The following is a 13,862-nucleotide window of genomic DNA, read 5'->3' as shown; positions in this document are numbered from 1 at the left end:
ATGGCAGAAATGAAATTTTATTTAGCACCGATGGAAGGACTCACAGGTTTTGTGTTCCGTAATGCATATCAGAAGCACTTTGGAGATATTGATACTTATTTTACACCGTTTATCAACAATAAAAAGATGAACTACAAAGAGATCAAGGACATTCTGCCGGAGCATAACAAAGGGATGCATGTGGTTCCGCAGATCCTGACAAACCGTGCAGAAGATTTTCTTGCGATTGCAAAAGAACTGGGGAACTATGGATATGAGAGTGTTAATTTAAATCTCGGATGTCCATCCGGTACGGTTGTCACAAAGCACCGTGGAGCAGGTTTTCTTGCAGTGCCGGAAGAATTGGATCATTTTCTGGAAGAAATTTTTGCAGACTGTCCGCTTAGGATATCGGTAAAAACCCGCATTGGCATAAATGATGCCGGGGAGTGGGAACGTATTCTTTCCATTTATGAAAAATATCCGATGGAGGAGCTTATTATTCATCCGAGGGTACAGAAAGACTTTTATAATAATACGCCGGACATGGATGCATTTTTATATGCAGTGGAAAACAGCAGACACACCTTGTGTTACAACGGTGATATCTGCTCGGTGGATGATTATAAAGCCTGGATACAGAAGATGGAAGGAAAAGACAGGGAACATGGCAGTGGAAGTACTGCGCAGCACACAGAGCATATGATGCTTGGGCGTGGAATTTTAAAGAATCCGGGACTGGTTGGAGAGCTGATGGGACATGCGCCGATTACAAAAGATCAGTTTCATGCGTTTCATGATGATGTACTGAAAGGTTATCTGGATGTAATGTCAGGGGAGCGCAATACACTGTTCCGGATGAAAGAACTATGGTTTTATTTTGCGAAATACTTCACGGAACCGGAAAAATATGTAAAGCAGATCAAAAAGACACAGCGGGTGGCAGAGTACCGTGTGATCGTGGATAATCTGTTCCGGGAGCAGGAGTGGAAGCCAGAATAAATATAAAAATAAAATATTTTAGAAAAATATAAACTAAATAATTGTAAAACAAGAATGATTTTGTTATTGTAGAAGTATCATACGAAATAAAATGATAATCAGAAATTGGGGTATAGCAGAGATTATCAGTATAGAAGGAGGACAGTATGAGAAAACATAACAAAATCATTTTTTCTACGTGTATTGTATTGGGATTTACTGCAGTGCTTGCGGGGGCAGCATTGACAGGAGGAGAGAAGGTTCCAAAAGATTTTACAGTCAGTTATGATGGAATAACGACGGCTGATATTAAGGCAGGAGTCAGTGTACATGATCCGTCTGTGATAGAGGCAGATGGTATCTATTACATTTTTGGATCGCACATGTCTGCAGCGTCATCGAAAGATCTGCGGAACTGGACATCGATCGGAGACGGATATACGCAGTCGAATCCGATTTTTGACAATCTGCTTGGAACAGAACATGTATTTGATTATACAGGAAGTAAAGATTCTGTGATACCGACCGATGATAAGAAATATCATGTATGGGCACCGGATGTAATTTATAACAGGGAGCAGGGATTATACTATATGTATTTTTGCACGTCTTCGACATGGAATGCATCAAACCTGTGCTATGCGGTTTCAAATCAGCCGCAGGGACCGTATACCTGGAAGGGGGCACTGGTCTATTCCGGCTTTACAAAGGATACGATTGAAGCAACCGATGTACTTGACTATGTGGATATCGATTATGCCAAAAAGAATTATATTATGGCAGGAAATAAATATAATTATGAGAAATATCCAAATGCGATCGATCCGACTGTTTTTTATGATGCCGACGGAAAAATGTGGATGGTCTATGGTTCGTGGTCGGGTGGAATTTTTCTTTTAGAGATCGATGAGAAAACAGGACTTGTCATTCATCTGCAGGAAGACGATGAAAATGATGTGGATACTTATTTTGGAAAACGGCTTCTTGGCGGTGGACATAAATCAATCGAAGGACCTTATATCCTCTATGATGATGAGAGCGGATATTATTACCTGTTTGTTTCCTATGGTTCTTTAACCAGAGAGGGTGGTTATCAGATGCGCGTGTTCCGTTCTAAAACAGTGGATGGAGAATATATCGATATGAATGGGGCATATCCTGGCATGTGGGATGATAATGCAGCTTATGGTCTGAAACTTTCCGGTAATTATTATCTGCCGGGGCTTGATAAGGCATATATGGCGACCGGTCACAACTCCGCTTTTGTGGATGAAGATGGAAAAAAATATATTGTATATCATACCCGTTTTGACAATGGACAGGAATATCATGAACCGCGTGTGCATCAGTATTTTCTGAACCGGGATGGATGGCCATGTATGCTGCCTTATGCAACCGATGGCGAGACGATCGCAGAAGACGGTTATGATATTTCAGAGGTGGCGGGAACGTATTATGTGATCGACCAGGGAACTGCGATCAATGCAGAGATCGCCGAGCCGGTAAAACTGGTACTTATGGAGAATGGGAAAGTATACGGTGAAAATATGGAAGGAACCTGGGGCATGGAGGAAGGAACCTGTTATATGACAGTTACATACGGGGATAAAGAATACAACGGTGTATTTTGTCAGATGAAAGATGAAGCGGGAACGGATGTAATGACATTTTCTGCAGTCGGGGCAAATGAGAGTGTCTGGGGTGTAAAATATTTTAAGTAAAATAAGTGCTTGCAAAGAGTTTTTTCCCATGGTAAAGTGGTACATATGTAAAGCCAAGGAAAGGAACGAATACAAATGTTAAAAGCGATTGATGATTTCGTCTGGGGTGTTCCACTGATCGTACTGATCCTTGCGGTTGGTATCTTTCTTACGATCCGTCTGCGCGGACTTCAGATCACAAAACTGTCACTTGCCATAAAACATATGTTGGCAAATGAAAAAAACGGGGAACATGGGGAAGTTTCCAGTTTTGGTGCACTTTGTACAGCACTCTCTGCAACGATCGGAACAGGTAATATTGTCGGAGTAGCAACAGCGCTTGTTGCCGGAGGTCCCGGAGCATTGTTCTGGATGTGGATCGCGGCACTGCTTGGAACAGCAACAAAATATTCCGAGTGTTTACTTGCCATTAAGTACCGTGTTGTAGCAAAAGATGGTCATATCGTCGGAGGACCGTTTTATTACATCGAAAACGGAATGGGCGAGAAATGGAAATGGCTTGCAAAGATTTTTGCATTTTTTGGTGTTGGTGTGGGGTTACTTGGAATCGGAACTTTCACACAGATTAACGGAATCACGAGTGCTGTGAATAATTTCTTTGATCCACAGAATACGTGGACAGTGGAATTGTTTGGAAGAACATATTCCTGGACGGTTGTGATCGCAGGAATTATCCTTACCCTGTGTGTGGCACTGGTCATCATTGGAGGTATTAAGCGTATCTCTACGGTGGCACAGGTTGTGGTACCTTTTATGGCACTGCTTTATGTGGTTGTGGTACTGATCGTTCTTTTTACACACCTTAGTGCGATTCCGGGGGCACTTGTTGAGATCGTGCAGAGTGCATTTGGACTGCGTGCGGCTGCAGGCGGAACACTTGGCTCCATACTGATCGCCATGCAGATGGGAATTGCCCGCGGAATCTTTTCAAATGAGGCAGGACTTGGAAGTGCGCCGATCGCAGCAGCAGCGGCACAGACAAACGAGCCGGTGGCACAGGGACTTGTTTCCATGCTTGGAACGATCATTGACACCGTGATCATCTGTACGATGACAGGACTTTCTATCGTGATCACAGGAGCCTGGGATATGGGATTAGAAGGTGTATCTGTAACCACAAAGGCATTCCAGATGGGACTGCCATTTCCGGAGCAGGTGGCATCATTTATGCTGATGGTCTGTCTGGTATTCTTCGCATTTACAACGATCCTTGGCTGGAACTATTACAGTGAAAAGTGCCTGGAATATTTAGTCGGAGACAAAAAGGCTGTCTTAAAAGGATATCGCTGGCTGTATATCCTTGCAGTGTTTATCGGACCGTTCATGACAGTATCTGCTGTATGGACGATCGCAGATATCTTCAATGGACTCATGGCTCTGCCAAACTTGATCGCACTGGTTGCATTGAGCGGTGTGGTAGTTGCAGAGACAAAGAAATACTTTGAAAAACAAAAATATTAATAGAAATAAAATGACGGTGGAGTGCAGACTGGCTCCATCGTTTTTTATTTGCTATTTATTTAGAAAAATATATAATATTTTAGAATATTATATACAATAAGAGAAAGAAGTAGTATACTATAGCTAAGAAAAATACAGTGCGAATGTCATCAGAGGGGAGGATAAAGCATGACAACTGAAAAGAAATTAAAGTACAACGAACCATGGATCTTACAGCGTGCCGATCCGTATGTTTATCGTCATGTGGACGGTTCCTATTATTTTACGGCATCCGTTCCAGCATATGATGGGATCGTGTTAAGACGTGCAGGGTCACTGGAGGAATTGCCGGAAGCAGAAGAAGTCATGATCTGGAAGAAACATGAGTCCGGTCCGATGAGTTATCATATCTGGGCACCAGAGATACATTACCTGTTTGGAAAGTGGTATATTTATTTTGCAGGGGGCGAGAAGGAAGATATCTGGAAGATCCGTCCGTATGTTTTAGAGTGTCAGGGAGAGAATCCGCTGACGGATGAATGGGTAGAACTTGGCAAGATGAAACGCGCTAAGGAAGATGAGTTTTCCTTTGAGGCATTTTCGCTGGATGCAACGGTGTTTGAAAATAAAGGTGAATATTACTATGTATGGGCAGAAAAAGTCGGGGTTGGCAGGATGGTTTCCAATCTGTATATCGCAAAGATGGAATCCGGTAATCAGTTAAAAACGGTACAGGTGCTTTTAACCACGCCGGATTATGACTGGGAGCGAAAAGGATTCTGGGTCAATGAGGGACCTGCAGTGATACATCATAATGGGAAACTGTTTTTAACTTACTCGGCAAGCGAGACGGGTGTGGATTACTGTGTCGGAATGTTGTCTATCGATGAGGATGCCGATCTGCTGGATCCGCGGTTATGGAAAAAAGAGCGCTATCCGGTGCTTAAGACCTGTGAGAAACTGGGCATTTACGGGCCGGGACACAACTCGTTTACTGTGGATGAAAATGGAAATGACATCATGGTTTACCATGCGCGGACGGAGACGGAAATCATTGGTGATCCACTGTACAATCCGAACCGTCATGCCATGCTTATGAAAGTAAAGTGGGATGATGCCGGAAGACCGGTATTTTCCTATGAAAATTAAAAGATAAAAGGAGAGGGAAAATGGCAAAACTGATTATTAATGAGGAAAACAAAAAGAGCCGGATCGAACCGGAGATCTATGGACATTTTTCAGAACATCTGGGGAGATGTATTTACGAGGGAATTTATGTCGGGGAAAATTCTAAGATTCCGAATGTAAATGGAATGCGAACCGATGTTGTGGAGGCATTAAAAGAATTAAAAGTTCCGGTGCTGCGCTGGCCGGGTGGCTGCTTTGCAGATGAATATCACTGGATGGACGGAATCGGACCGAAAGAGAAACGTAAAAAAATGATCAACACGCACTGGGGTGGTGTCGTGGAAGATAACAGTTTCGGAACCCATGAATACATGGAGCTGTGCAGACAGATCGGATGTAAGACGTATGTCAATGGAAACCTCGGAAGCGGAACTGTCCGTGAAATGTCTGAGTGGGTGGAATACATGACTTTTGAAGGCGTTTCTCCGATGGCAGATTTAAGAAAAGAAAACGGACATGAGGCTCCGTGGAAAGTGGATTACTTTGGTGTCGGCAATGAGAACTGGGGATGCGGCGGTAACATGACGCCGGAATATTATGCGAACGAATACCGCAGATACCAGACTTATGTGCGCAATTATCATCCGGACCGCCCGATCAAAAAAATCTGCTGTGGTGCAAATGTGGCAGATTATTATTGGACAAAAGGCGTGTTAAAAACAGCATTTGACCATGCAGAGCAGTGGCATGGATTTATGGATGGACTCTCCCTCCATTACTATGTACATCCGGAAGGATGGGAGATCAAGGGAAGTTCCACAGATTTTGATGCAGATGTATGGTACAAGACTCTGTCAAAGGCACTGTACATGGAGACATTGATCGAGCGCCATGGTGCGATCATGGATGAGTATGATCCGGATAAAAAAGTCGGCATGATCGTGGATGAGTGGGGAACCTGGTATACCTGTGAACCGGGAACAAATCCGGGATTTTTATATCAGCAGAATACGGTGCGTGATGCACTCGTTGCAGGCATTACCTTAAATATCTTTAATAAGCACAGCGACCGTGTAAAAATGGCGGCATTAGCACAGATGGTCAATGTTTTACAGTCTGTGATTTTAACAGAGGGCGATCAGATGATCAAAACACCGACTTATCATGTTATGCATATGTATCGTCATCATCAGGGGGCAGACCTGTTAGAGAGCAGCTTAACCGGTGCAGGAGAGATCGGACCGGATGAATGGAGAGTGCCAAAGATCACAGAGTCAGTATCTATGGATGAGAATGGCGTGATCACCGTTACTATGAACAATCTGTCTGTGGAAGCACCGGAAAATGTTGAGATACAGTTTGCGAACCGTGGCTATCATGTGACCGAGGCAAGGATCGTGACCGATTCCGATATGCATGCACATAACACATTTGAGGCACCGGATACCGTGACAGAGAAAGATTTTACTGCCTATGAGGAGACGGAAAACGGCGTGAATGTCACAATGCCGGCAAACAGTGTGATCGAGCTGCGTCTTGCAAAATAAAAAATTGTCAGCAATGGCGGGAAATTAGTTGCTGGTTACACTGGAAGTGTGAACAGTAACTAAAGTTACAGACGGAGATGGACATATGGCACAGATCTGTAAAAAGTGTCTGCTGCGCGAGATGGCGGAGGCAGATGCAAAAATGATAGAGAAATATAAAGAGGCGATCAAAAAAGAAGATCAGGTATCAGAGAGCGAGTATGAGAGACGTCTTAATGTCTGTAAAACCTGTGATCTTTTAAATGCGGGAACCTGCGGTGCGTGCGGCTGCTATGTGGAGCTGCGCGCTGCGGCAGCCGTTTCAAAATGCCCACATAAAAAATGGTAACAGTTCAGACGGACTGTTACCATTTTTTATTAATTTATGATAATGATATTATTGTATTTCTTCCACCGGGGTATAGCCAAGGCTTACCTTGATATCCTGACTGTAATTTCCAAAGGATTTTCCAAAGATTGTAAGTCCGCCGACATGTTTTGCACTGTCTTCCACAGCGAGGCGGAAGCGGATATTACTGCGGCAGTTGAGGTGAAAATCATCGATTTTGACATCAGATATTTTCAGTCCATCGATATATGTTCCATTTTTATTTATGACAAGCTGTTTTAACAGACCGTACTGGTTCCAGTTCGGATACCACCAGTCCGGTGTCAGCAGTCCTTTTACATCACCGAAATCGCCGGGCGAAGTCCAGTCGCCGATATGAATGTCGTTTAAATAAAAACTGATATCGGAAGGCCAGTCATTATTGATGCCGGGTGCTTCGGAACTCAGTTCTGCAGAAATCGTGATCTGTGTGATCTTTTTGGAAGCCGGGATGAAATTTGGAATGGCATACTCAACATATCCTCTGGTAAACCATAAAATATCAGCGTTATAGCGGTCCGGATGGTCAAAATACCGGGGATCATCTACTTCACCGATCAGGGCGTCTGCGGAGGCGAGCCCACAGGTCGGACAGATCTGATAATTCGTATAATGACCGACTTTTAATTCTGTATGATAAACATTCTCAATATCCACAGGCTTTTCTAAATCGATCAGGATCTTATCTAAATGAATGGAACAGATCTTCTGGTTGCCGTGACCGGCAGATTCACTTGAAATTGTGATCAGTCCGCTGCTTTCAAGTTTTTTAATATGGCTGGTTAAAGCACCATTTGTAATATTCAGACGTGAGGCGAGCTCATTCATGCTCATATTGTCGTTTTCAAGCAAAATATTTAAAATTTCAATTCTTACATCGGAACCAAGTGCCTTAAAAAGTTCAAGCCCATCATTTAACGAGGTGATGTGTAACAAGGAAATCCTCTCCTTTCAAAATCTGTGAAAATCACAGAATGACACGTTCTAAACTGTAATTGCTGCCGGACAGAGTCAGGATCACAAGACTCTTTGAATCTCCGCGTCCGTCACTGGCACTGCCCGGATTGATATATACTTTATTGAAACGCTCATAAAACGTATAGTGATGGGTATGTCCGAAGATAAGAAAATCAGCATCCGTCAGGTCAAATGGAAGGACAAACTGATTATGAACCAGGAAAAAAGTTTTGCCGCCAATGCGGAACTGTAAAAATTCAGGAAGATTTTTTGCCCAGTCGCCGCGGTCATTGTTGCCGCGGACCATATAAAGCGGAATACCAAAATTCCGGAAACTGTCATAATTTTTCTGTGTACAGAAATCGCCTGCATGGATCAGGTAATCACAGCCATCTAAATGACGGTGCCATTCTTCGCGAAATATACCGTGTGTATCGGAAATAATGCCAATTTTCATAAAATTCTCCATTCCTGCGTGAAAAATGTTATTTTCATACTAATTTTCTCCATTAAGTAAAAAAATAATTAGATAAATTATATAGGAAAAAAGTATGGAAGTCTAGAAGAAAGAAAAATATTCATAAAAACACTTTTTTATTTTAAAGTAATGTAGTATACTGTCCTGGGGATCAGTTGGTTAAATTTTTAACAGGAGAGGGAGAATGGAAAGCTCAGTATTGGAGGAAAAGGTTTTTCACAAAGTCATGAAAAATGTTCCGTTTGGTCTTGTCGTAAGCGGTGAGGGAAGAGAACGCAAGGTATATTATGTGAATCAGATGGCATATCACATGCTCGGTTACACAAGAGAGGAATATATAAAAAAAGTGCAGGGCGGATGGAGCCGGTTTTTGGATATTGATCTAAGAGAGGTCATGCGGGATCATCATGAAGAAATCCTGACAGGCGAGCCATTTGAGCTGACTGCTCTGACAGAGACGAAGGACGGAAATAAAAAGTGGCTGTCTTTTCGTGTTATGGTATCTATGGAGTTAAAGCCTGTCAGTTATATTACGATCACTGATGTAACAGAGAAGGTAGAAAAAAACAGACGCTACGCGCGGGAAAGAGAATATTTAAAAGACTGTGCGGCGAGAGATTCCATGACGAGACTTTTAAACCGCGGTACAATGGAAGAACGTATCAAAGAAGAATTAGAGGCAGTAGAAGAAGGACAGAATTATGCATACATCGCCCTGGATCTGGATAATTTTAAGCAGATCAATGATATGTATGGACATTGGGCTGGTGACAGTATCATTATGGGGATATCAAATATTTTAAGGGAAGTCTATGGTAATAATGCCCGCATCGGACGCATGGGCGGGGATGAATTTGCAGTATTTATTCCGGATGTAAAAGACCGTGCGCAGATACAAAGTCAGGCAGATGAAGTCTTACGCCGTCTGCGCCTCCAAAAAGAAATGATCGGAATGGCGGAGGAACCGACAGCAAGCATTGGCATTGCATTTGGTCCTGAGGATGGAAGGAGTTTCCGTGAATTGTATCACAGAGCGGATGAAGCACTCTATCAGGTCAAAAATGAAGAAAAAGACAGTATAGCAATTTATACAATGATCTAAAAAATTTTTGGTACATTTTACCTATTGAAAATTTAAAAAAAAAATTATAACATCTAATTGTTATATGACTGACGGAAAAAGTGGAAGAACCACATGAAGTATAACGTTTACAATGCCGACCGTCTGGGCGAGATAACCCGGACTGTCGGTTTCTTTTATTCTTAAAGATATTCTTCTTACAGGAATCCTTTTGTATGAAAAAAAGAACAGTTCCGGAAACGAAGCGGATATTGACAAGCAGTGATGAAACATGATATATTCACTGCGTTAGAACTAACTAACAAAAGTTAGAAATAACTACCAATATTTTCCAGCAATACCAAAATATTGGGGGATCAGATCCGTTTTATACAGGTAAACCATAGTTTTCAGCAAACAGGAGGAAAAATAATGCAAAACGAATGGAGAGATTTTAATGGTGGAGCATGGGAGAATGAAGTAAATGTCAGAGACTTCATTCAGAGAAATTATAAGCCATACGATGGTGACAGCTCTTTCTTGGAGGGACCGACAGAGGATACCACAGCACTCTGGCAGGACGTATTAGAGCTTTCAAAACAGGAGAGAGAGGCCGGCGGCGTGCTCGATATGGATACAAAGATCATTTCCACGATCACTTCCCATGGACCTGCATACTTAGATAAAGACAAGGAAAAAATCGTAGGTTTCCAGACAGATAAACCATTTAAGCGTTCCCTGCAGCCTTACGGCGGTATCCGTATGGCGATCAAGGCATGTGAAGATAATGGGTATAAAGTAGACCCGGAAGTGGTAGAATATTTTACAACACACAGAAAGACACACAATGCAGGCGTATTTGATGCGTATACACCGGAGATGAGAGCCTGCCGTTCTGCACATATCATTACCGGTCTTCCGGATGCATACGGACGCGGACGTATCATTGGCGATTACAGAAGACCGGCTCTTTATGGTGTGGATCGTCTGATCGCAGACAAGGAAGAACAGTTAGAATCCACACGTACGATTATGTATTCTGACGTTATCCGTGAGCGCGAGGAATTATCCGAGCAGATCAGAGCTCTTAAAATGTTAAAAGAATTAGCAAAGATTTACGGATGTGACATTTCAAAGCCGGCAACAAACGTTCTTGAGGCAACACAGGCTGTTTATTTTGCATACCTTGCAGCAGTCAAAGAGCAGAATGGTGCGGCAATGAGCCTTGGACGTACTTCTACATTCTTAGATATCTATGCAGAGCGCGACCTTCGTGAGGGTACATTCACTGAGAAAGAGATCCAGGAGATCATCGATCAGTTCGTAATGAAACTGCGCTGTGTAAAATTTGCCCGTACGCCGGAGTACAACAGTATTTTTGCCGGAGATCCGACATGGGTAACAGAGTCTATTGCCGGAATCGGTGTAGATGGAAGACATATGGTAACAAAAATGTCTTACCGTTATTTAAATACTTTAAACAACATCGGAGCAGCACCGGAGCCTAATATGACAGTTTTATGGTCTGCAAAACTTCCGGAGAACTTTAAAAAGTTCTGTGCAGAGATCTCAATCAAACATTCTGCGATCCAGTATGAAAATGATGATATCATGCGTGTGGTTCATGGTGATGACTACGGCATTGCATGCTGTGTATCTTCCATGAGGATCGGAAAAGAGATGCAGTTCTTCGGAGCCCGTGCAAACCTTGCAAAATGTTTACTTTACGCGATCAACGGTGGTGTGGATGAGATCAGCGGAAAACAGGTAGGACCGAAATATCGTCCGATTACTTCCGAGTACCTTGACTATGACGAGGTGTGGGAGAAATATAAAGACATGATGAAATGGCTTGCAGGTGTCTATGTCAATGCATTAAACATCATTCACTATATGCATGACAAATACTGCTATGAAAAACTGCAGATGGCGCTGCATGACAAACAGGTAAGACGCTGGTTTGCAACCGGTATTGCGGGATTCTCCGTAGTAGCAGATTCCCTGTCTGCAATCAAATATGCAAAAGTAAAACCGATCCGTGATGAGAACGGCATTACTGTAGATTTTGAGGTCGAGGGAGATTTTCCGAAATATGGTAATGATGATGACCGTGTGGATGAAATCGCAAAAGAGGTTCTCCATACCTTTATCAAATATGTAAAAGGAAATCACACCTATCGCGGTGGTATCGCAACAACTTCCATTCTTACCATCACATCCAATGTATCCTATGGTAAAAATACAGGAGCAACCCCGGATGGAAGAAAGAAAGGTGTTGCATTTGCTCCGGGTGCAAATCCAATGCACGGACGTGATAAAAACGGTGCGGTCGCTTCCTTAGCTTCCGTTGCAAAAATGCCATTTATGGATGCGCAGGATGGTATTTCCAACACCTTTACCATCGTGCCGGATGCACTTGGAAAGACGGAGGAAAGCTCTGAAACAAACCTTGTGGCACTGCTTGACGGCTATGCAGAAAAAGGCGGTCACCACTTAAATGTAAACGTATTAAATAAGGAAACACTGCTTGATGCACAGAAGCATCCGGAGGAATATCCGCAGCTTACGATCCGTGTATCAGGTTATGCAGTAAACTTCATCAAACTGACCAAAGAGCAGCAGGATGAGGTAATTGCAAGAACATTCCATGAACTGATGTAAAAATAAGGAGATCACAATGGGCTATATTCATTCTCTGGAATCATTTGGTACCGTGGACGGTCCGGGGGTGCGTTTTGTCGTATTCTTCGAGGGCTGCCCGATGCGCTGCCAGTATTGCCATAACCCGGATACATGGGTGCTGACTGATGGAAAACAGATGGAGGCGGACGAGATCATCGACCGTTTCCTGCGCAATGCCTCGTTTTACCGGACTGGCGGAATTACCGCCACCGGTGGCGAGCCGATGCTTCAGATTGATTTTCTGACGGAACTGTTTGCGAAGGCAAAGGCACACGGAATCCATACCTGTTTAGATACGTCTGGTATTATGTTCCCGGGATTTCCGGAGGATGGAGAAGCCACATCAGATATCACACTGGAAAAAATAGACAGGCTTCTTGATGTCACAGATCTTGTAATGCTTGACATTAAGCATATCCGTGACGAGGATCACCGGAAACTGACCGGACATTCAAATAAGAATATTCTGGCATTTGCAAGATATTTAGATCAGAGGAAAAAGCCGGTGTGGATCCGTCATGTCGTTGTTCCCGGCATCACATTTGAGGAGGCAGAATTGACGGAACTCGGACACTTCCTAAAGACACTTTCCAATATGGAAAAATTGGAAGTACTGCCATATCATGCACTTGGCAAGGTCAAGTATGATAATCTTGGCATGGATTATGTGTTAAAAGATACACCGCAGCTTACCAAAGAGGAAGCAAAAAAAGCGGAACAGATGATAAGGGATGCAATGTCATAATGGCGAGTCATTATGACATTGCATCCCTTGTTAAATGTGTAATATTGATCGTGCCAGCGAATGATGCACATTTTTACAAGAATATTACAGGAAAATATAAATATTCTGAAAAATATATAAAAAATGATATATTGTATTGAAATATTTGTGGAAAGTGCTATAATAAAACCATGATATAAATCTGTATCAAATAAACGGCAAAGGGGTTGGACATCATGAGAATCAAGATTACAGGAAGAAACATTGAATTAACCGATGGTATCAAAGATGCAGTGGAGGACAAGTTAAACAAATTAGAGAAATACTTCACTCCGGACACAGATGTCTATGTAACACTGAGCGTAGAGAAGGAACGCCAGAAAGTGGAAGTTACGATTCCAATGAAAGGAAACTATATTCGTTCTGAACAGGTCAGCAATGATATGTATGTATCAATTGATCTGGTAGAAGAGGTTATTGAGCGTCAGTTAAAGAAATATAGAACGAAACTGGTTACGAAACAGCAGAGCGCAGCATCCGTTTTCAAACAGGATTTCCTGGATGCAGCATCAGACGATGATGAAGAGATCAAGATCATCCGTTCTAAGAAGTTCGATATGAAGCCGATGTATCCGGAAGATGCATGTGTACAGATGGAGTTATTAGGACATGATTTCTTCGTATTTATCAATGCGGAGACAGAAGATGTCAACGTTGTATACAAGAGAAAAGGCAACACATACGGATTGATCGAACCGGAATATTAAAATGGATCATTGCAGAATTGTGCTGTGAATA

At 42.6% G+C, this 13,862-nt stretch carries 12 protein-coding genes and 1 riboswitch; of the genes, 10 read left to right on the top strand and 2 right to left on the bottom strand.

Features of this window, described 5'->3' with window-relative positions; translation table 11 throughout:
* From DW650_RS15320 to DW650_RS15295, 6 genes are all read left to right on the top strand, one after another.
* Positions 1-981, top strand: coding sequence for a tRNA dihydrouridine synthase (locus DW650_RS15320; protein WP_118210420.1), 981 nt, complete (start codon positions 1-3; stop codon positions 979-981).
* Positions 982-1,127: 146 nt separating this feature from the next.
* Positions 1,128-2,681, top strand: coding sequence for a glycoside hydrolase family 43 protein (locus DW650_RS15315; protein WP_118210419.1), 1,554 nt, complete (start codon positions 1,128-1,130; stop codon positions 2,679-2,681).
* 75 nt (positions 2,682-2,756) lie between these two features.
* Complete coding sequence (locus DW650_RS15310) at positions 2,757-4,142, top strand: alanine/glycine:cation symporter family protein (RefSeq protein ID WP_117920056.1); 1,386 nt, start codon at positions 2,757-2,759, stop codon at positions 4,140-4,142.
* A gap of 168 nt (positions 4,143-4,310) precedes the next feature.
* Positions 4,311-5,270, top strand: a complete 960-nt coding sequence (locus tag DW650_RS15305; protein ID WP_117920058.1) for a family 43 glycosylhydrolase — start codon at positions 4,311-4,313, stop codon at positions 5,268-5,270.
* 20 nt (positions 5,271-5,290) lie between these two features.
* Complete coding sequence (locus DW650_RS15300; protein WP_118210418.1) at positions 5,291-6,796, top strand: alpha-N-arabinofuranosidase; 1,506 nt, start codon at positions 5,291-5,293, stop codon at positions 6,794-6,796.
* An 85-nt stretch (positions 6,797-6,881) separates the two neighbouring features.
* Positions 6,882-7,124: a DUF6171 family protein gene (locus DW650_RS15295; RefSeq protein WP_117920062.1), complete on the top strand. Its 243-nt coding sequence runs from the start codon at positions 6,882-6,884 to the stop codon at positions 7,122-7,124.
* A gap of 48 nt (positions 7,125-7,172) precedes the next feature.
* Here DW650_RS15295 and DW650_RS15290 read toward each other — a convergent pair whose 3' ends face one another.
* Both DW650_RS15290 and DW650_RS15285 read right to left on the bottom strand, forming a co-directional pair.
* Entirely contained in the window at positions 7,173-8,099 is a 927-nt protein-coding gene (locus tag DW650_RS15290; RefSeq protein WP_117920063.1) for an ArsR/SmtB family transcription factor, read from the bottom strand.
* A gap of 31 nt (positions 8,100-8,130) precedes the next feature.
* Positions 8,131-8,577: a YfcE family phosphodiesterase gene (locus DW650_RS15285; protein ID WP_241070886.1), complete on the bottom strand. Its 447-nt coding sequence runs from the start codon at positions 8,575-8,577 to the stop codon at positions 8,131-8,133.
* 205 nt (positions 8,578-8,782) lie between these two features.
* Between DW650_RS15285 and DW650_RS15280 the strand changes: the two genes are divergently transcribed.
* The 4 genes from DW650_RS15280 (at position 8,783) to hpf (ending at position 13,831) form a co-directional block, all read left to right on the top strand.
* Complete coding sequence (locus DW650_RS15280; RefSeq protein ID WP_118210416.1) at positions 8,783-9,700, top strand: sensor domain-containing diguanylate cyclase; 918 nt, start codon at positions 8,783-8,785, stop codon at positions 9,698-9,700.
* A 54-nt stretch (positions 9,701-9,754) separates the two neighbouring features.
* A riboswitch (ZMP/ZTP riboswitch) is annotated at positions 9,755-9,836 on the top strand.
* A 254-nt stretch (positions 9,837-10,090) separates the two neighbouring features.
* Complete coding sequence (gene pflB, locus DW650_RS15275; protein WP_118210415.1) at positions 10,091-12,319, top strand: formate C-acetyltransferase; 2,229 nt, start codon at positions 10,091-10,093, stop codon at positions 12,317-12,319.
* A 16-nt stretch (positions 12,320-12,335) separates the two neighbouring features.
* A complete protein-coding gene (pflA, locus tag DW650_RS15270; protein WP_055195964.1) occupies positions 12,336-13,085 on the top strand; it encodes a pyruvate formate-lyase-activating protein in 750 nt (249 codons plus the stop codon).
* 215 nt (positions 13,086-13,300) lie between these two features.
* Positions 13,301-13,831, top strand: a complete 531-nt coding sequence (gene hpf / locus DW650_RS15265) for a ribosome hibernation-promoting factor, HPF/YfiA family (protein WP_006856398.1) — start codon at positions 13,301-13,303, stop codon at positions 13,829-13,831.
* The last annotated feature ends 31 nt before the right edge of the window (positions 13,832-13,862 follow it).

Source organism: Roseburia sp. AM23-20 (assembly GCF_003470905.1).
GTDB lineage: Bacteria > Bacillota > Clostridia > Lachnospirales > Lachnospiraceae > Roseburia > Roseburia rectibacter.
Note: the sequence above shows the minus strand (reverse complement) of the source record. Positions and strands in the feature narration are given on the sequence as shown.

Excerpts from the sequence above, each read along its gene's own strand:
- pflB (WP_118210415.1), top strand. The coding sequence starts at position 10,091 with ATGCAAAACGAATGGAGAGATTTTAATGGTGGAGCATGGGAGAATGAA.
- DW650_RS15285 (WP_241070886.1), bottom strand. The coding sequence starts at position 8,577 with ATGAAAATTGGCATTATTTCCGATACACACGGTATATTTCGCGAAGAA.
- DW650_RS15280 (WP_118210416.1), top strand. The coding sequence starts at position 8,783 with ATGGAAAGCTCAGTATTGGAGGAAAAGGTTTTTCACAAAGTCATGAAA.
- DW650_RS15300 (WP_118210418.1), top strand. The coding sequence starts at position 5,291 with ATGGCAAAACTGATTATTAATGAGGAAAACAAAAAGAGCCGGATCGAA.
- pflA (WP_055195964.1), top strand. The coding sequence starts at position 12,336 with ATGGGCTATATTCATTCTCTGGAATCATTTGGTACCGTGGACGGTCCG.
- hpf (WP_006856398.1), top strand. The coding sequence starts at position 13,301 with ATGAGAATCAAGATTACAGGAAGAAACATTGAATTAACCGATGGTATC.
- DW650_RS15305 (WP_117920058.1), top strand. The coding sequence starts at position 4,311 with ATGACAACTGAAAAGAAATTAAAGTACAACGAACCATGGATCTTACAG.
- DW650_RS15310 (WP_117920056.1), top strand. The coding sequence starts at position 2,757 with ATGTTAAAAGCGATTGATGATTTCGTCTGGGGTGTTCCACTGATCGTA.
- DW650_RS15320 (WP_118210420.1), top strand. The coding sequence starts at position 1 with ATGGCAGAAATGAAATTTTATTTAGCACCGATGGAAGGACTCACAGGT.
- DW650_RS15315 (WP_118210419.1), top strand. The coding sequence starts at position 1,128 with ATGAGAAAACATAACAAAATCATTTTTTCTACGTGTATTGTATTGGGA.
- DW650_RS15295 (WP_117920062.1), top strand. The coding sequence starts at position 6,882 with ATGGCACAGATCTGTAAAAAGTGTCTGCTGCGCGAGATGGCGGAGGCA.